Annotated in this window: 20 protein-coding genes and 1 pseudogene; 9 read left to right on the forward strand and 12 right to left on the reverse strand. The window is 52.8% G+C overall.

Annotation, left to right across the window (positions count from 1 at the left end):
- The first annotated feature begins 210 nt into the window (after positions 1-210).
- From Pr1d_RS09760 to Pr1d_RS09775, 4 genes are all read left to right on the forward strand, one after another.
- On the forward strand, positions 211-1,266 hold the full coding sequence (locus Pr1d_RS09760) for a DUF1559 domain-containing protein (protein ID WP_148076331.1): 1,056 nt from the start codon (positions 211-213) through the stop codon (positions 1,264-1,266).
- Between the two features lie 117 nt (positions 1,267-1,383).
- Positions 1,384-1,851: a hypothetical protein gene (locus Pr1d_RS26015; protein WP_148073359.1), complete on the forward strand. Its 468-nt coding sequence runs from the start codon at positions 1,384-1,386 to the stop codon at positions 1,849-1,851.
- A 256-nt stretch (positions 1,852-2,107) separates the two neighbouring features.
- The gene (locus Pr1d_RS09770; RefSeq protein WP_390622087.1) at positions 2,108-3,469 is read left to right on the forward strand and encodes an IS5 family transposase; all 1,362 of its coding nucleotides are present in this window, start codon (positions 2,108-2,110) and stop codon (positions 3,467-3,469) included.
- Between the two features lie 441 nt (positions 3,470-3,910).
- A complete protein-coding gene (locus Pr1d_RS09775; RefSeq protein ID WP_148073360.1) occupies positions 3,911-4,501 on the forward strand; it encodes a sulfotransferase domain-containing protein in 591 nt (196 codons plus the stop codon).
- A 238-nt stretch (positions 4,502-4,739) separates the two neighbouring features.
- Here Pr1d_RS09775 and Pr1d_RS09780 read toward each other — a convergent pair.
- Both Pr1d_RS09780 and Pr1d_RS25735 read right to left on the reverse strand, forming a co-directional pair.
- Positions 4,740-5,039: pseudogene (locus Pr1d_RS09780) on the reverse strand (ECF-type sigma factor).
- A gap of 633 nt (positions 5,040-5,672) precedes the next feature.
- Positions 5,673-5,846, reverse strand: coding sequence for a hypothetical protein (locus Pr1d_RS25735; protein WP_168205157.1), 174 nt, complete (start codon positions 5,844-5,846; stop codon positions 5,673-5,675).
- Positions 5,847-5,944: 98 nt separating this feature from the next.
- Between Pr1d_RS25735 and Pr1d_RS26020 the strand changes: the two genes are divergently transcribed.
- Together Pr1d_RS26020 and Pr1d_RS09785 are read left to right on the forward strand one after the other, a co-directional pair.
- On the forward strand, positions 5,945-6,253 hold the full coding sequence (locus Pr1d_RS26020) for a reverse transcriptase family protein (RefSeq protein ID WP_210417941.1): 309 nt from the start codon (positions 5,945-5,947) through the stop codon (positions 6,251-6,253).
- Between the two features lie 10 nt (positions 6,254-6,263).
- The gene (locus Pr1d_RS09785) at positions 6,264-7,211 is read left to right on the forward strand and encodes a reverse transcriptase domain-containing protein (RefSeq protein ID WP_210417942.1); all 948 of its coding nucleotides are present in this window, start codon (positions 6,264-6,266) and stop codon (positions 7,209-7,211) included.
- 306 nt (positions 7,212-7,517) lie between these two features.
- Here the strand turns inward: Pr1d_RS09785 and Pr1d_RS09790 are convergent, their stop codons facing one another.
- The 5 genes from Pr1d_RS09790 to Pr1d_RS09810 all read right to left on the reverse strand — a co-directional run bounded on the left by Pr1d_RS09790 (position 7,518) and on the right by Pr1d_RS09810 (position 10,800).
- On the reverse strand, positions 7,518-8,174 hold the full coding sequence (locus Pr1d_RS09790; RefSeq protein WP_148073361.1) for an FMN-dependent NADH-azoreductase: 657 nt from the start codon (positions 8,172-8,174) through the stop codon (positions 7,518-7,520).
- A gap of 84 nt (positions 8,175-8,258) precedes the next feature.
- Positions 8,259-8,930, reverse strand: coding sequence for a cysteine hydrolase family protein (locus tag Pr1d_RS09795; protein WP_148073362.1), 672 nt, complete (start codon positions 8,928-8,930; stop codon positions 8,259-8,261).
- Between the two features lie 44 nt (positions 8,931-8,974).
- Positions 8,975-9,574, reverse strand: coding sequence for a pyridoxamine 5'-phosphate oxidase family protein (locus Pr1d_RS09800; RefSeq protein WP_148073363.1), 600 nt, complete (start codon positions 9,572-9,574; stop codon positions 8,975-8,977).
- A gap of 88 nt (positions 9,575-9,662) precedes the next feature.
- Complete coding sequence (locus tag Pr1d_RS09805) at positions 9,663-10,133, reverse strand: nuclear transport factor 2 family protein (RefSeq protein ID WP_148073364.1); 471 nt, start codon at positions 10,131-10,133, stop codon at positions 9,663-9,665.
- 73 nt (positions 10,134-10,206) lie between these two features.
- Positions 10,207-10,800: a carboxymuconolactone decarboxylase family protein gene (locus Pr1d_RS09810; protein WP_148073365.1), complete on the reverse strand. Its 594-nt coding sequence runs from the start codon at positions 10,798-10,800 to the stop codon at positions 10,207-10,209.
- 186 nt (positions 10,801-10,986) lie between these two features.
- Between Pr1d_RS09810 and Pr1d_RS09815 the strand changes: the two genes are divergently transcribed.
- From Pr1d_RS09815 to Pr1d_RS09820, 3 genes are all read left to right on the forward strand, one after another.
- Positions 10,987-12,636 (forward strand): sigma-54-dependent Fis family transcriptional regulator, encoded by a 1,650-nt coding sequence (locus tag Pr1d_RS09815; protein WP_238476670.1) that lies wholly within the window; start codon positions 10,987-10,989, stop codon positions 12,634-12,636.
- Between the two features lie 654 nt (positions 12,637-13,290).
- Positions 13,291-13,422 (forward strand): hypothetical protein, encoded by a 132-nt coding sequence (locus Pr1d_RS26460; protein ID WP_261343811.1) that lies wholly within the window; start codon positions 13,291-13,293, stop codon positions 13,420-13,422.
- Position 13,423: 1 nt separating this feature from the next.
- Positions 13,424-13,645, forward strand: coding sequence for a cupin domain-containing protein (locus Pr1d_RS09820; RefSeq protein ID WP_148073366.1), 222 nt, complete (start codon positions 13,424-13,426; stop codon positions 13,643-13,645).
- A gap of 542 nt (positions 13,646-14,187) precedes the next feature.
- Here the strand turns inward: Pr1d_RS09820 and Pr1d_RS09825 are convergent.
- The 5 genes from Pr1d_RS09825 to Pr1d_RS09845 all read right to left on the reverse strand — a co-directional run bounded on the left by Pr1d_RS09825 (position 14,188) and on the right by Pr1d_RS09845 (position 18,030).
- Positions 14,188-14,805 carry a hypothetical protein gene (locus tag Pr1d_RS09825; RefSeq protein ID WP_148073367.1) on the reverse strand — a complete coding sequence of 206 codons (618 nt, stop codon included), beginning with the start codon at positions 14,803-14,805 and terminating at the stop codon, positions 14,188-14,190.
- Between the two features lie 262 nt (positions 14,806-15,067).
- Positions 15,068-15,445, reverse strand: coding sequence for a hypothetical protein (locus Pr1d_RS09830; RefSeq protein ID WP_148073368.1), 378 nt, complete (start codon positions 15,443-15,445; stop codon positions 15,068-15,070).
- 64 nt (positions 15,446-15,509) lie between these two features.
- Positions 15,510-15,902: a zf-TFIIB domain-containing protein gene (locus Pr1d_RS09835; protein ID WP_148073369.1), complete on the reverse strand. Its 393-nt coding sequence runs from the start codon at positions 15,900-15,902 to the stop codon at positions 15,510-15,512.
- Between the two features lie 148 nt (positions 15,903-16,050).
- The gene (locus Pr1d_RS09840; RefSeq protein WP_148073370.1) at positions 16,051-16,389 is read right to left on the reverse strand and encodes a hypothetical protein; all 339 of its coding nucleotides are present in this window, start codon (positions 16,387-16,389) and stop codon (positions 16,051-16,053) included.
- A 3-nt stretch (positions 16,390-16,392) separates the two neighbouring features.
- Positions 16,393-18,030, reverse strand: coding sequence for a tetratricopeptide repeat protein (locus Pr1d_RS09845; protein ID WP_168205158.1), 1,638 nt, complete (start codon positions 18,028-18,030; stop codon positions 16,393-16,395).
- Positions 18,031-18,246: the final 216 nt, after the last annotated feature.

Consider the following 18,246-nt stretch of genomic DNA (forward strand, 5'->3'; position numbering starts at 1 on the left):
AGCATCCCGCACCAGAATCCGGGGACACAGAAGAGCTTGCGTTTTCAAAAATGCATTGTAGTTGGCGTGGATTGCCTTTGTAGTGCGTGAGAGATGCAACATGCTCGCAACGTCGTCAATCGGCTGTCGAAAACATGACGGATCTTGCATTTGCCACTCCCTTGGGGAGTCAGCAATCGTGTCCCCGTCATTTGAATAGGACCAAAAATCATGAATAGGTTCACCGACAAAAAATGCCAGCACCTAGCACGTGGTTTCACACTTGTAGAGCTCTTGGTCGTTATCGCGATCATAGGAGTCCTGGTTGCCTTGTTGCTCCCTGCCGTACAGGCTGCCCGGGAGTCGGCGCGCAAGACCCAATGTCAGAGTAATCTCCGGCAACTGGCACTGGCGGTGTTGAATTACGAATCTAGCCAGAAGATACTCCCAATCGGTATGGAGTTTGAAGAAGGCGAAGAGCCGGCGTTTACGACTAAGATCGGCAAGAACTGGATCATCTCCGTACTGCCGCAGATGGAACAGCAGGGTCTTTACGACACTTTTGACTTCTCTTCCTACATTCCAGATGCCCAAAACCAGGCAGTACGCGGAACGCGAATCGCGTCTATGCTTTGTCCATCGGATTCCTTCAACGCTGAAGCACTCGACGATACGACTGCCTTGCGACGCAAGATGGGTGATAATTGGGCTCGGTCTAACTATGCGGCCAGTGTAGGCAATGGCCCAATCATTGGGGATAAGAACCGAGAGAATGCCTTCTGGGGCGAAGAATCCAAAGGGTGGCAAGACGCGAACCTCCGTGGTGTGATGGGGCCCAATGTTTCAGTTAAGCTTGGACAAATCACCGACGGCACAAGTAACACAATTATGTTGGGCGAAGTCCGAGCAGGTGTCACTCAGAGCGATCGGCGTGGCGTCTGGGCCTTGGGGGGCGCAGGGTCGAGCTTGATTGCCTGGTACGGTTCGTCGAGTGACTCAAACGGCCCTAATGTGTGCAACGTCAATGCAGACGACGTTAACGGGTGCGTGCCCTCCGAGGATGCGATTAGGGCAACGGAGTGTATGCCTTGCTGGACGGGAGGATATAGCGCCCAGGCAACCACCAGAAGCCTGCATTTCGGAGGTGTTCAGATGGCTTTTGCAGATGGTAGCGTCCACTGGATTAGCGATACTATTGAAACCAGCGGACCCTACGGTGAGTTTTGGACGGTCTGGGATAAATTGATCGCCAGTTCCGATGGACTAATTATCGATGGCAGAGAATGAACTCTGCTGTGAATTCCTCGCGCCGAGTAAACCTGGAATGCCATCGCAACTATTAAGAGTCTTGGCTCCGATCCATGCGGGATGGCCAACTCGAGCCCCGGTTGTTGAGGAGAACCTATGATTCCGTTGCCAGAATCGATGCCAGTTGTAATCATAAAGCTTCGACGACGGGCAGCCGTGAGTGGCCTTATGATATGCCTGCTTTTGGTAGGTTGCGACAACTCAGGCAGAGTTCAAGTAAGCGGGACGGTGAATTTCGTTGACGGAGAAGTCCCTCAAGGGGAAGTCTCTATGATTCGCTTCGAACCAACGTCCTACCAGAAGAGCACCGACGGCGAAGTAATCAAAGGAGCCTATGGCTACATTCAACCGGATGGTTCCTTTCGGATGACGACTTTGAAACCAGACGACGGAGTTTACCCCGGCACCTATAAGGTGTGTTTCACCGTACTGAAGTCCTACATGAGCGGTGAGCCGTTAATTCCCCGAATATACATGTCCAAGAAGACGACTCCGTTTGAGCAGACAATTAATGGTCCGACGCAAGACCTGTATTTTGAATTAGAGAAGCTCCCGGGGAATTGAGCCCCCAGATGATGGCCAGTTCATGTCGTGGCGGCACTTGCCGATCGCCTTGAGTACTGTTTTTACAGTCATCCCTAGTTTTCAAGAAGTTTCTCTCGAGGGTAACTCTCGAATCGCAATTGAATTGGCTTTCAACACTCTAATTGGTCGTCCCTGATAAACTCACAAAACTCTTCCAATAGCGGTAGCATCTCTTCTCCGCTGGCGCTAAAATTTGCCAAGTTTTGATCCTTATGGTCGTGAAAGCTGGCAAAAAATGAAACCTAAAAAGCAGACCTTGCAACGCGAATTGTTTGGCGCCCACTTTTCGGAAATGCTGAATCCCGAGCACCCGTTGTACGTGCTCGCTGAGCGGATCGACTGGCAGCAGTTCGATGTGGCCATCGATTCCTGCTATGCCGACGAGCTTGGCCGACCAGGCGTGAACACCCGTCTGATGGTTGGCCTGATGTACTTGAAGCATGCGTTTAACGAGAGCGACGAGTCGGTAGTGGCTCGTTGGGTGGAAAATCCGTATTGGCAGTTCTTTTGTGGCTTCGAGTACATGCAGCACGATCCTCCGGTCGATTCGTCGATGATGAGCAAGTGGCGGAAGCGGGTGGGCGCCGAGCGATTGGAGAAACTCCTGGAAGTGACGATCCATACCGCGCTGGCGATGAAAGCCATCAAGCCCAAAGAGCTGGAGAAGGTGAACGTCGATACGACTGTCCAAGAAAAGGCGATTGCTTTTCCGACCGACGCTCGTTTGTATCAGAAGATGCGGGTTGCTTTGGTGCGGCACGCCAAGGCGTTAAACCTGCCGCTGCGGCAGAGCTACCGATTCGTGGGCAAACAGCTGCTATTCAAGCAACATCGCTACGCGCACGCCAAACAAATGAAACGGGCTGCGAAGATGACGCGTAAGTTGAAAACGCTGCTGGGCCGTGTGGTCCGTGACATTGAGCGTAAGGCCCCGAAAAGACGTGGTCAAATCGTTGACGAGGCGCTGCATGAGTTGTTGGTTCTGGCGCATCGCCTCTTGGCACAGACGCGCGACAGCAAGAACAAGCTGTACAGCGTACATGCCCCGGAAGTGGAGTGCATCGCCAAGGGCAAAGCACACAAGCGTTACGAGTTTGGCTGCAAGGCGAGTGTGGCCACCACCAGCAAGAGCAATTGGATTGTCGGCGCGCAGGCCTTGCACGGCAATCCCTACGACGGCCATACGCTGGAAAGAGCGATTGAGCAAGTCAAGCGATTAACTCGTAACACGCCCAGTGACGTGATCGTCGACAAGGGTTATCAAGGGCACGGTTATCAAGGAGAAGCAATGGTGCACGTGGTTCGCACGATTCCCAAAAGGGCGACTCGCGCCGTGCGGCGGATGTTAAAACGTCGTGCTGCGGTCGAGCCGACCATCGGTCATTTGAAGAGTGACAACCGACTCAGTCGGAATCATTTAACCGGCAAAGCGGGCGATCGGATCAACACGCTGCTGGCCGCCGCGGGGTACAATCTGCGGAAGCTGCTGCGCTGGGTCGTTTTTTTGCCTGTTTTACAGTCCATGCTGCGCTTGGTGACCATACTTTGGCTCAAGATCAGACGCAAAGACGCGCCGAGCCGGTTGGCGTCTGCCTGAGGTTGCTTACCCAAATTACTGCGCGAAACCCAAAAGGGAATTTATCAGGGACGACTAATTGTTCTGACGCAATAGTCGATTATTTTGGGAGATTTGTGGCCCGCCTAGTCTTACCATTCTCGGTAGAGCCTGGTATCAATCTGACTCTCGTCATTATGTCGAACTTCATTATTGAAGAAATGCCTTGGAAGCAAACTTACTGTTTGAACCTCAAGTTGGTGAGGCTGAAACCTCAATATACGAGGCAGCCATAAAGCCGCATTTCTTTCGGAAATCCCACAAGAGATTAGTACTGTGCGGTGTAAAAATCCTAATTACGGTGGCCGCTTTTGGAAAACCCAATACTTTTCGGTAACTCATACTAGATTTCTTAGGTAAAATCCCGATACAGGAATTCTGTACAGACAAATCACCGAAGTATGGTCTTTTAGGCGAATCTCTATGACCAATATTCTGCCCACGGTTGTCGTCTCTGGCCCCCCTCGCTCGGGTACCAGCCTCATGATGCAAATGCTTCTTGCATCAGGGATCAAGGTCATCACCGACGGCGAGCGTGCGGAGGACGATAACAATCCTCGTGGATATTTCGAGCACAAGGAAGTCATGCGGCTGGCACAGGACAAGTCGATTTTTCACGACTCAGCTGGCAAGGCAGTCAAAGTCATTCATGCTCTACTTAAACACATCCCAGTAGGTATGCCGTTGGCCGTGATCTTTCTTGAGCGTGATCTCGATGAAGTACTCGCTTCTCAATCGGTCATGCTCGAGCGACTTGGTCGACCGCAAGCCAAAATTGCTCCTCAGCGCATGCGAGATATACTCGAGAGCCAGCTTACTTTGGTTCGCAAAGAACTCGAAGCTCGCACCGACACGTCTTTGCTGGAAGTTAAATACGCTCAATTAATTGCAGACCCGACTGCTACTGCCAAGCAGATCGCAGCTTTTCTCGAACCGGTGCTCGGAAGGCAACTTGATTACGAGGCAATGGCCGCATGTGTAGATGCTTCACTCTATCGCCAGAAAAAAGCATAGTGGAGTGCCGGTTTCCAGATCGACTCTCACAGAGAATACTACTCAGGTTCAATGAGGGATGAGGTCGTTCTTTTCTATGACAAGCTGGGATACCGAGTGCCCTTGAACAACTGCTTCTTGGTAGGAACTACTGCCGTTGGGAAGACGGTCGCCGGTGGAGCCATTTTCAATTGCCATTTATAACCGCGAGAAACTCCCCGGCTTTTCTGACGTCCAGAAAACCTTGTATGTGATCCAGCTAAACACGTATTCGATCACCACCCCGCTTCGGCCCTTGCTTTCGCCGTGCATACTCGACGAGAATCCGACGCATCGCTTCCGCAGCGGCCGCAAAGAAGTGGCCTCGACTGTTCCTACGCTTAGCCTTATCCACATCAACTAGACGCAGTTAGGCTTCATGCACCAGCGCCGTCGCTTGAAGAATCTGACCTGACTTCTCGTTGGCGATCTTAGCGGCAGCGAGTTTCCGCAACACGTCGTAGAACAAGGGCAAAAGCTGGTCGGCAGCGGACGGATCGCCATGTTCGATTCGGGGCAAGATTTGCGTGACTTAGGTCATGAGGTCGATTAAAGCCGACTTTTTCCAGGAGTAGGTTGCTATTTTCTCTCCAGCCAGGGATGCAACCTAATTTGGCATTTTTTGCCGACGAGAGCACCTCCTACAAAGATATCGCCAAGTCCCCGAACTTCACGAGGTAGCTACACCGCCATCAATTGGCCCAATCCGGAACTTGCTGAGGTTGGACCAATTGCGCCAAGCAAAGCTTGGGAAAGGGGAATGAGATGTAAATTACACCTTTGAAACCTTTCATCGGAACCTTGCGGGTGATAACCCCGTCCAGTAGAGCCTGACCAGCAACTGGAAGCGAGTTTTGCGTGGTGTCGGGTGACCGGCCCTGCGAAGCCGACCAAGCTCCGCTCGGTGCCCGCAGCGAGTCCGAAAGCCATGCTATTGAGCGTCGAAAGACCCAATCGTGGGAGCCTTTGCCTTTTGATGACCAAGGGCCACGCTGCCGCATTTTTTGGTCTGGTGCAAGCAGTCCTGCCGGCGTCGGTTTGGAACATGTGCAAACGGATGATAGAGGTTCCCCAGGAACTTGGGAGATCCTGTTGCTTCCTCGGCAACATCCCGGACGGAGACACCGAGTGACCAACTCCAGGCTCTGGCAGCTTACTCGTCTGCCAGGGAGCGAAAGAGAACGAGTGCAGCTGAGGTATCGCCAAGCGAAGGAAACGAAGTGCGGCGAGATGGGTAGCAGGAAGTCATAGCGTCTTGATAGTACCGTTGAAGCTGGCGAACTTCACCCCGTTGGAGCCAGTCGAGGGAAGCGAGACGTCGAATCATGGAACCGTTTTTGAGAAACACGACGAATGCCTCGAAATTCGATAGACGTGTACACGAAACAGAGACGGATAGCAGCGTTGGCGAGACGGTCTTCAGAGATGGCCTTCACATCGCTCGCCTATCTGATGGACATTGACTGGTTAAAGGATGCGTATCGATGCACGCGTAAGGACGGTGCTGCTGGTGTCGACGGAGTGACCGCGGAACAATATGAACAGGATTTGGAGGGCAACCTTCAAAGCCTGCTCGACCGCGCGAAGTCCGGCACCTATAAAGCTCCTCCTGTGCGCCGAGTGCACATTCCGAAAGGCGGCTCCACCACGGAGACTCGTCCGCTCGGAATACCTACGCTTGAGGATAAAATTCTCCAGCGTGCGGTGGTCATGTTTACTGGATCCAATCTATGAGCAGGACTTCTTGGACTGTTCCTACGGATTTCGACGTGGCCGCTCGGCACACGATGCGTTGAGTGCCTTCCGCGACCAGACGATGCGCCATTGGCGAACGGGCGTGACAGTTTTGGAGGTCGATATCCGGAAATTTTTCGATAATCTGGATCATCAACATCTCAGGCAGTTTCTCCGACAGAGGGTGCGTGATGGCGTGTTGCTGCGTCTGATCGACAAGTGGTTGAAAGCGGGCGTGATGGAGGATGGTAACGTCAGTTACCCGGACTCCGGATCGCCCCAGGGTGGTGTTGTTTCTCCCTTGATTTCGAACGTGTTCTTGCACTACGTGCTGGACCTCTGGTTCGAACAAGAAGTGAAGCCCCGCCTGCGTGGGAAGGCTTTCCTCATCCGCTATGCGGATGATTTCGTGATCGGCTTTTGCGATCCTCGCGATGCTGAACGCGTGCTGGAAGTCCTTCCGAAACGATTTGGTAAGTATGGGCTGACCGTCCACCCGACCAAGACGAAACTCATTTCGTTCCGTCCCCCGTCTTCACGGACGAAGGACGACGATCGTCCTGGCACGTTTGACCTGCTTGGATTCACCCACTACTGGGCGAAATCCCTGAAGGGCTATTGGGTGGTCAAGCTGAAAACTGCCTCCGATCGTTTTACCCGAGCCGTGCGTAGCATCGATAAGTGGTGCCACGACAATCGGCACTTGCCACTTGCTGAGCAACAACACACGCTCAACCTGAAGCTGCGGGGACACTACGCGTATTACGGAGTAACGGGAAACTCGGAGTGCATGAACAGGTTCCGCCAAGAAGTCGAGAACCGATGGCGTAAGTGGCTTAACCGCCGCAACAACATCCGCTCGATGCACTGGCAGAAATTCTGCGCATTGCTCCGTCGTTACCCGCTTGCTCCCGCACGCGCAGTTCGTTCGCAGCTTCGTCACGCAGCGAAACCATGATTTGAGGAACCGCATGCTCTAATGCGGGCACGTACGGGTCTGTGGGAGCCCTGGGTGAGTAATCACCCAGAGCCACCTGGTCCGCCCTCTGGAATCGACTTTTACAATGCGCAGAGGTGTCTCGATCTGAGACACACCTCAGCGACTTAGCTCCAGCCGAAACTTGCAGCGAGTGGTCCAGTCGCTGCGCCTTGGCGACGGAACAAATCTGCAGCGGTGAATCGACACTGGCAGGGTTGCTCGCGGTTTCGAAACACGCTCAACCCTGCCGAACGAACGTTATCTACGACATATTGGACAGAACGGCTATAAGGTTTGGACCAGCTTTTCGACGAGAGTAGCGACGCCAGCTTGCGCTTCGTCAATGGATCTGCGATGGCGGTCATCGCCAAACTCTTGATATTCAATCCCGATGTGGTGAATGTCGTCGTCCCCATTAACGCCGAGATAGAAAGAGCAAGTCTTTATGTGAGGCACCAAGTGATTCATGTGTTCCCGTACTCCCCCAACTTCAAATCCGAATTCACCTGATGAAGTAAGGATAACGAGTATTTTGTTAGATAGAAGCGGTTCAAGCGGAAAGTCTCCGCGGTCGAGATCGAAAGAAAAGGTCTTATTGACGCGAATGACTTGGTCGAACCACGCTTTCAGCGATGAAGGCATACCGTAATTATACATCGGCGTACCAAGCAATATGATGTCAGCAGCCGCGAGCTCTGCAATAAGAGCATCCGAAAGCGTGAGCATTTTTTCCTGCTCTTCTGATCGATCGGCAGGAGGCGTGAAAGCGCAGGCAATCCATTCGTCGGTCACGGGCGGTGGCGGCTCTCTGCCAACGTCTCGTTCAATGACCACATCTTTCGGACGGTGTTTCAACCAGTTTCGTACGAACTGCGAAGAGAGGCGCCGCGTAAGTGAACGCTCACTTCGGGCGCTAGCGTTGAGTTTGAGGATTGTCGTCATGGGTTTTCGCCTATAACTGTTGAAATGAAGGATCGCATAAATTAGGACGGATTCTTGTGCTCGTTCGGCATACTTGCCGCGGCATCAAAGCGAGGCGATGCGACGGACTGCTTCGGCGGCATCGAGCGTCTCGCTGGCGAGCATGTGGTAGTTTGTCTTTGCCGCCGCCATGCCATTAAACTCTGGCAGAATGGCCGCAGCGGTGGCATCCCAGGCGACGGCTACATCAAAGCCCTGCTCGAGGAGCTCGCGCAGGTGTGACTCGACGCACAGGTTCGCCGACATGCCGGCCAGCAGCACCTTGTCGATCCCTCGCTTACGGAGTTGCAGTGCAAGGTCGTTTGACTCGGGCCCGAAGACCTTGTGTGGACTGACGATGACTGTTTCGCCATCGTCGATGAACGGCTTGTAGCGTTCAAGCCAATCAGCGCCTGAACCCTCGAAGTTTGTTAAGTCTAGCGGACCCGGACGGTCAAACATCTTGATGTCATGCATCAGCCGTTCGAGAGAGCCTTCAAATCGCCACTTGTGATCATGCGGATAGTAGTAGTGGGGCGAGATGAAGACCGATATCGACGCGTGTTTCGCGGCACGGAACAGGGACTCGATGTTTTTGACGGTCTCGTTTTCGGTGACGCTCTTGCCGACGACGCCCCACGCGACGCCTTCGGAACTCAGAAAGTCATTCTGCGGGTCGATGACCACCAGGGCGGTGTCACTTTTGGTGAATTCGAATCCGGGGACTGGCAATGCCATGGCAAACTCCTTGCAGTGAAAGGGAAAACGATTTTTGAACTGGGTTACGCTGCGTCGCCAAGCCGGGCTTTCAGCGTGTCGATCTCTTGCTTGAGGCGGTCGATCTCGGATTGAGCTTTCGCCTCGGGGATTCGGCGATGAATGTGTTGTGGGCAATTGACGTCCCACGCTTCGATGTCGAACACAATCGCGCGCTCGGGCGTTGCGGCATAACTCGGCTGCGCTAGTTTGGCAACCAATGGGTCGTCGCCCTCGACGACACGGGCGCGGCCCCAGATTTTGATACGGCGTCGACTTTCGTAGTCCATCAAGAACAAGAAAGCCTTGGAGTTTTCCGAGAGGTTTCCCACCGACAGGTACTGCTGATTGCCACCGAAGTCGGCGAAGGCGAGCGTGCCGGGACCGATCGGTTTGAGGAAACCCGCCGGCCCGCCGCGGTACTGGATGTAAGGCTGGCCATCTGCTGTTGCGGTGCCAAGGTAGAACATGTCAAGATTCGAGAGGAACTCAGCCAAGTCGGGAGTGACTTGCGTCTGCCAACCCCGGCTACGCTCCATCCGATGGTAAGCGGCGCGAGAGCCCTTAGCTGTCTGAACGGCTTTCACGGCAGGCGTAAAGGCGATGTCGCTCGGTATCGTAGACATGAGGTGCTCCTTACTGATGAGGACGGTGGGTGCGGAAAGACGATTCACTCGTCGAAGTGCGCATTGAGGAATATCCGTCAGTTGTTTCTCACTTAACGCAGAGCACCACGGCCGGCTCGGCGGGGCGAGGTTCACCTAACGGCCAATGGAATTTCCGCTCCGACTCGGTGATGGAAAGGTCATTGATGCTCGCCTCGCGGCGTCGCATCAGCCCCTCGGGGTCGAACTCCCAAAGCTCGTTCCCGTAGGCTCGCCACCAATGGCCGTCGGCGTCGCGATACTCATACTGGAAGCGAACCGCGATCCGGTTGCCTTCGAACGCCCACAGGTCCTTCATGAGGCGATAGTCTCGTTCTATGTCCCATTTGCTGCTGAGGAACTCGCGAATTTTGTCGCGACCCTGAAGGAACTGGTTGCGGTTTCGCCAAGTTGAATCCTCGCTGTAAGCGAGTGATACGCGGTTAGGGTCTCTAGAGTTCCAAGCATCTTCTGCGGCTCGGACCTTCGCTGTGGCTGTCTCCCGTGTGAAGGGAGGACGAATGGAAGTGGATGTGGACATGATTTCTTTCCAGGTTTGTGTAAAAGGAAATCCACCCGGACCTCCGCGTTCGACGGCCCTAGGCAGAATTGAGTCAGACGGTGCAGCCACAGGCAGTCGAGCAGGCTGCTGCTTCCGACTCCTCGGTGGCGAGCGGCGCCGCGGCTGGAAAGTCGACGTCGGTCTCCGCGAGATTGTTGAGGTAATTGGTGAAGACGTTAAGCGCGACGTGCGCCACCACTTCAGTGACCGCATCGTCGTTAAAGCCGGCGGCACGGAACGCATCAAGTTGCTCGTCGTCAACACGACCACGAGACTTGACGACCGCGTCGGCAAAGCGAGCCACCGCGCGGCTCAATTCGTCATAGCCGTCTGCACGGCGGGCGGCCTCGATCGCCTCGGGTGATAGACCGACCATCTTGCCGATCGTGGAGTGGGCGGCGAGGCAGTACTCACAATCGTTCGCTTGAGCGACGGTGAGTGCAACAATCTCACGTTGCTTTGGATCGAGGCCGCCGCCAGCGCTAAGCGCACCGGAAAAATCCAGGTACCCACGCAACGCGGCGGTGGAATTGCCCAAAACACGGAGCAGGTTCGGAACTCGGCCGAGCTTCGATTTGACGGATTCAAACAGTTCAGCCTGCTGCGGATTGGCTTGGTCGGGAGCGATTTGGGGGAGTCGTGACATGGTTCTTTCCTTGCGATTAACAATGGTTTCGGGACTACAGACGAGTCTGATGCTCATCGGAATTCACCAATTGCAGAAGACGTGCCAATCCCTCTTCGTACGTCGTAAGTGATTTCTATATTGACGGTTACGGACTTCTGTGGCATTTGTAGATGGCCACGATATTTCGTCGAACAACGAAATGTCATGGCAAGAGAAACGAAATTTCGTTATCGTAGTGGCATGGCCGCTTTGAAATACCAAACGCCGCTGTTCGACGATCCGAAACAGCTCCTGTTGGACCTTGCACAAGAACGTGACTTGGCATCGCTCCTCAAGTTGCTCGTGACACGAATCGGCAACTCGGAGTCGGTCGCGTTGGTGCGTCTCTGGCTGGTAAGACCTGGCGACATATGTCAGACGTGCGCGCTACGAGACGAATGTTCTGACCGCTCGCAATGTCTCCATTTAGTGGCCAGCCAAGGTCGGTCATTCGCCGAGCCGGAAAAAGACCTTACGCGTCTCGACGGTCGCTTTCGCCGATTTCCGATCGGCGTACGCAAAGTCGGGCGGATCGCGCTGACCGGCGAAGCGATCGAAGCGCCCGACTTGGCCGAAATGCCAGAGTGGATCGCAGACCCCGAATGGGTACGCGCTGAGGGCATCACGGGGTTTGGAGGGCAACCACTTAGCCATCATGGGATGGTGTTGGGAGTGCTCGGTGTGTTCAGCCGAGTTAAAATCGGCGACGAGTGCTTCAACTGGCTGCGGATGATTGCCGACCACGCTGCGGTCGCGATCGCCCATTCCTACGCTTGGGAGGAGGTTCAGCAGCTTCGTAAACGACTGGAGGAGGAGAACGAATACCTGCAACAAGAGGTCGCTTTGGAGCAGGGATTTGGCGAGATGCTTGGAACCAGCCCGGCCTTGAGGAATGTCGCGCAACAGATTGATCTTGTGGCTCCCACCGATTCGACGGTGCTCATTCTGGGCGAGAGTGGTGCCGGAAAGGAACTTGTCGCGCGAGAGCTGCACCGGCGTAGCGGCAGGGCCGACCGCCCTCTTATTAAGGTGAACTGCGCAGCCGTTCAGCGCGAGCTTTTTGAGAGCGAGTTTTTCGGGCATGTTAAAGGCGCATTCACTGGCGCACTCCGCGACCGTTTGGGACGATTTGAACTTGCCGATGGAGGAACCCTGTTTCTCGACGAGGTTGGCGAGGTGCCGCTCGACCTGCAGAGCAAGCTGCTCCGAGTGCTCCAGGAAGGCGAGTTCGAGCGTGTTGGCGAGGAGAAAACGCGGCGAGTGGATGTGCGAGTAATAGCAGCAACTAACCAAGACTTACGCGAAGAATCGCGGCATCGCCGATTCCGTGAAGATCTTTACTACCGCCTAAGTGTGTTTCCTGTCGCGCTGCCACCCCTGCGTGAGCGGCAGGAAGACATCGGGCTGTTGGCAGATCATTTTTTGCAGGGTGCGTCGCGCCGGTTCGGCGTCGATCCTCCAAGATTGACCAAGGCCGTGGTGCGACATCTTGAGCAGTACAACTGGCCCGGCAACATACGTGAGCTGCAGCACGTGATCGAGCGAGGAGTAATCCTGTCGCAAGGTGGGCCGCTGCGCGTGAGTCTGGATGAGAAGCCCATCGATCCAGGAAAGTCGTCAGCAGTTTCAGAATCAGAGTTGCTCACTGACGCTCAGATTCGCGAGATAGAGAGGACAAACCTGCGCCGTGCTCTCGACGTGGCGGATGGAAAGGTTTACGGACCAGGTGGCGCTGCCGAACTCTTGGGGGTCAAACCTACAACGCTCAACTCTCGACTTAGGTCGATGGGCATCAAAAGGAAATACACAAGATAATTCGCCAGTCCCTTCGACATCGTTGCATCGGCTGCCGGACCTGACTTCTGACTCCACCAAACAGTGGGAATTTGTCAAAAACGAATCAGCGTTCGTTGGCAAGAATTTAGCCAGTATCGAGAGAGATTAAGCGCCCGCTGCAAGTTTCGCTGTTTGCAAACTGCAATCGGATGCTTAACCCGCCCGCTAGGTATACTTGACTCACAACACTGCGGTAATTTCGACCGACGACAGTTAGGGACTGAATCTTGCGCAAACAGGCTGATGAAGCTCGTTGTGCTGCGACAGCGTTGCCAGTTGGTTTATCCTAATACAGCTTCGCCCTGCTCCTTACCTACCTCAGCCCGAAACGTCGAAGTTGATCGCCCCATCCCAAAAGCACTCAGGAGGGACTTCCGGAGCTGACTTCCCCCCAGTCCCCAGATCCCAGCCCCCCTCCCGAGAAAATTTCCTCTCGTTTTTGGCCACCCAATCTGCTATAGTGAACGCCTGTATATATTCGCTATGTCTGTTGCAAAACCCTCCCCGCTCGACTACTCGCGACCCTCCCAAGGGGAGGGTGTAGTAAAATTACCCTCCGTCGGGAGGGTCGGACGCGGTAGCGGCCGGGGAGGGGTTTTGGGATAGAGTCCCCAAACCCCAGGAGCCACTATCATGAACTCACCACAGTCACCGCGACCTGTTGGGCGACCGCGTGTGTTGGCTGATCCCATCAAGCGACGTGAAGTCTGCTCTTTGATCGGGGTCGGCGCGGGATACGACGAAGCGGCCAGACACGTCGGTTGAGATTAGCACCAATGCCCAAACGCACTATCACAAACGTCTGACGGAACTCTATTACATTCTTGAAGGCGAAGGAGAAATGGAACTAGACGGTCAGCGCCACCCTGTGAAACCAGGCGACGCCATCCTCATCCAACCCGGCTGCCGCCACAGAGCCATCGGCCGCCTGAAAGTGCTAAACGTCCCGGTCCCCGCCTTCGACCCGGAGGATGAGTGGTTCGATTGAAGCTCAGAACCTATCCCAGAACCGATTTTTCTCAAAAGTAGCTTGGGTCCCCGACCCGAGATTTAGAGCATTTGTCCAAACGGGACGGGGTCCCATTCTACGTTTTGGGATAGGCACTTGGTGCATGTCCCAAGAATTCGCCGTAGAATGGGGCCAGCTAGTGGAACTTAGGATAAGGCATACAAGAGTCAGCTCTTCCTCTCTTAAGAATAAGGGCGCATCTACCGAGGTTGTCAACACCGCCAGCAGTTGGGCAACAGGAGAAGCTGCTGAAGTTGGTCCACCCGCTGGCAGTTCGAGGAAACTCAAACTGAGCGAGGTTGTGCACACCTCCGCTGGTCAGCAACTGCCAACTTCCGCGTGATGAAGGAGAAGCTTGCCACCGCTACTAGCAATAGGGTCGCTCGGGCATAGCAATAGGGTCGCTCGGGCAAGCGTTGGCCGAACGAAACTAAAGCCCCATCTTGGTTTGACTGCGAAATGCGCTTCTCTAGGCCGCCTCGCCTCTCAGTCAGAGAAAACGCTTTAATCAAAGCTACCAGTTAACGGTTCATTATTTCTTCGAGTCGCGCGATGCGGCGATCGAGTTGCAAGATTTCTTCGTATAATCGATGTGTCTCCCAGTGCAAGTGATCGACGAGTGACAAAGTGCTCACTGGATCACTAGTCATCTTCATCCGCAATCTGCAGACCTCCGCGTAACTTCTTAGTCTCTCAAGTTCTACATCGGTAATCAGGTTTTCATTTTTACTTCTCAATGATTCGGCAATCTTAAGATCAAAGTTGGCCAATTCTGATTGTAATGCAATATGTTGTAGGATCGACTGGCTATAATCGGCTCCATGTTCCGCATGGGAAAGATTCAGCTCAGCGAATCGAACTTGCAAAAGCAGTCGTGAGATGTCGTAATCAGTAACAGATTTGCTGACCAGACGGTTCTGTTCACGGGCCTCAGCAACCTCTGCTTTGGCAAGTCTTAGACAGGCGCGGGCGTAAGCAACTGAGAGATTATCTTCTGGAATGTTTTGGGAAGGGGAGCCTTGTGGTGACGCAGACCCACGTTCAACCGTGTTGTTACCCTGCTGTTGCGTTGATGCCGTTGAGCAAATCGCTAATACGATGATTGAACTTGCAAGTAAAAGCGTTTTGTGAGTGAACATGATTCTGGCCCTCCTTATCTTAGGTATCAGGTTTCAGACGGCCACCTTGCTCGCCAATCGTAGCCGAGTCGACTATTCGAGGACTTCACAGGCACGAAGTCGTGATTTCGTCAGATCTCGGTATGACATGCAGACTTGAGATCACCATGCTTTGCCTTCGCAAGCCTTGTACCAATCCATGGAGTCCATCAGCAACTATGGATAATTAGGTGGATGAAAGTCGAACGCGGCAATCATGATGGTCCAAAAACATTCAATTGATTCAACTGGCCTTCCGCCAACGCAAAACTCTGTGAACCAGCACGGCCAGCACATGAAATAAAGCTGGTGCGGCCAGCATGAAGACAATTGGGTTTGGAAGCTGATTGACACACATCCGGCACCAAATCCAGTAACCGGCCATTGCACAAAGAGCTATCATACTACCAGTGAGTTCAAATCTATTCTTCCAGGCGAGCAAATAACCGACAAAGACTACCAAGATTAGCGCGATTTGCTCCCATTCGGCTATCACCAGGTTGGCGGACAACCTCGGATCGGTAAGAAAACCAACCGCAAACAGGATCGCGGCAACGACCGATCCCCATCGGGCAATCGAGCGATTCACTTTTTCAATTTCAGTGATAGTTGAGTTATTCATCGTACACCTCCTTTCCCGTTGAAGGCCTACGTCTCCCACCGTCCGTCAAGACCCCAGTGGCAGACTAAGGTATCTGAAAGTGACTTTCTGAGAATTGTTCGTCTAGTGTCGTCTTTTCCTGCACAATCGCATCAAGTTCCCCCTTGTCGACCCAGCACCCTAGGCATTGATTGCAGCGATCAATCCTTATTGGATGCATGAACGTGTAAGATACTTTTTGCAATCGACCTTTTGGGCACCGCGGGCACCGCATGTAGCCTCCACTTGTTACGTCGTTGTTTAATGAGGCATCATCTATTTCCTGGATATGACTCTCGATATTCGAAAGTTTCAGCCCACAAATGGCTTCAAGCTTATGGAATTCGAGCCAAATCCCCGAACATTCAAGGCACTTGTGAAGTCGGATGCCATCAATCTTAGCTCTCGCTAATTGTGATTCGTCACGTGGGCATTTCATGTCACACCTCCTTTTCAACTCGATCCTTTAGTATTGAGAGTTGACATAGACCCTCAAATGCTCATTCGATAGAGTCCGTCTCTAATCAAAGGAAGTTTTCCTCTTGAGCTTCTTAAGTCATTACCTTCCTGACGATGTTTTCCGCCATTTAAATGGAGAATGCATAGAGTCCCGCAAGGGCCGCCACGACAGTGATCGTGATCAGCAGAGTGCGGAGACTGAATCGCACTTCACGGTTTCGAAAATGCCAAAAAATGATTCCAGGTGTTGCAAAGCCTACCGCTGCAGCCAACCACAAGAAGCAAGTGGCCAGAGTTCCACCGTAGTACTCGTAGTTGTCGTGATACTTGAGTCCGAGATTCATGAAGAAAGTCATGCTATACATCACTCCAGCAACACCGCCGGCAAGCATAACAAAGACAATACCCATAAAGGTAAGTACCTTATTAAGCGTCGATTTCGATTGGTGAATAGCTTGAGTAGGCACGGTTCACATCCTCTCGTAGACGATGCCCAGTTCGTCGGCCTTGGCTTCATCCGCCCGAGCCTTCTCCTTTTCACCAAGGGCGTAATATGCAGACCCACGGGCGGCATAAAATACGGAATTCTCGGGATCGAGTTCAATTGCCCGATTGAAGTCGGCAATCGCTTTCAAGTATTCGAAATTTGCACAATGCAATATCGCACGATGGTAATACGCTTCTGCATAGTTTGGGTCGATCCGGATGGCCTGAGTGAGATCTTGAATTCCCTTTTCATAGGCAAGCAAATGCCCCCGAACCTTTCCTCGCTCTGTGTAGAGCATCGCCGATAGTGGGTTCAGGCGGAGTCCGGCGTCACAGTCCTCTAGTGCTTTTTCGAATTCAATTAGTTTGTCCCAGCAAGATGCACGAGCACCATAGTAGACTTCGTTGTCAGGGTCTAAGCGGAGTGCTTCGGTATAATCGGCTATGGCCTTTCGATATTCTTTTTTCTCAGACCAACAGACTCCGCGGCCAGCAAAAATGGTCGACCTCCAATAGTCGTCGGCATCGAGTTCCAAGAATAGCGTGTAGGACTCAATCGCTTTATCGTAGTTGTTGAGATCTATCCACAAAATGGCACGATGCACGTAGGCGAGTTTATGCTCGGGGTAGAGTCGGATAACTTCATCGAGGTCTTGAATAGCAAGTTTCTTTTCCCCGAGTGCGGTATGCACTTCACTTCGACCAACGTAAGCGGCCCACATGTTGGGATCGAGTCGAATCGCTTCGTCGAAGTCGCGCAAGGCTTCGTCGAGTTGGTTAAGCTTGATGAGTATTCCTCCCCGAAGGTCGTGTGCTTCTGCACTTTTGGGGTAGAGTTTTAGAGAGGTATTGAGATCAGCCAGTGCCTGTTCAAATTGCTCGAGATGATAGAGATTTTGCCCCCGATAATAATAGGCTTCGTAATTGTCAGGATCTCGTTGCAGGACAAAATCGTAGTCCTTGACTGCTTTTTCGTATTTTCCAAGTTTGTAGAGTAATTTGGCGCGGAAGTTATGAACATAAATACGATTAGGTGCCAAGCGGATGGACTCATCAAAGTCCCGCAAGGCCTCTGTTAGGTTCCCGCGTGATTGATGTATGAGTGCCCGTCCGTAATAGGCTTCGGCTATCTTCGGATCCAGCCGTATTGCTGTATCGTAGGCCTCATAAGATTCGTCAAGATCTCCACGTTCGCCATAGATTGCACCACGCAGCCAATAGCCTCTGGCTGACTTCGGTTCAAGCATGAGATAAGATTCGGCATCAGCAAGAGCCTGCTGCAATTCACCTTTCAACATCCTGGTCACACCGCGGCGAAAATAGGCTATAGCAAGAGAATTGTCTAAGCGAAGGACTTCATTATAGCTTTTAAGTGCCTGGTCGAAATCATGGCGGCGATCGAATTCGTCGCCTTGTGCCATCAGTTGCTTCAACTGTTCATGCGAAGCAGAGGGAGCTTGCTGAGAATCATTTTGCTCCGCCCCGGAAAGATCACAATCGAATGAACTAGTTTGATAGAAAAAACCTAATACACAAAGCAATCGACCTGCCTTTGCGAAGATTGATTTCCAAGTGGCGGTTGAAAGAGTTAAACTTTTGACATTCGAGGAATACGTGCTCATCACACACCTCCTCCTCATTGGTTGCCTAATTACATTATATAAGCGTTTCCAGAAATTTTCTTTTGCTCGCTTAGTCGAGGTGGTCTATTCCGGCTGCATGGGATTATTAAAAATGCATAAATCACTTACCTTTCTTGATGGTTTTATGTGCCCAGGAGGGGACTTCTTATGTGGGTTGATGTTTCTTGGGAATGTATTCGGTAACGAGACAGTTTT

The organism is Bythopirellula goksoeyrii, from assembly GCF_008065115.1.
GTDB classification, from domain to species: Bacteria; Planctomycetota; Planctomycetia; order Pirellulales; family Lacipirellulaceae; genus Bythopirellula; species Bythopirellula goksoeyrii.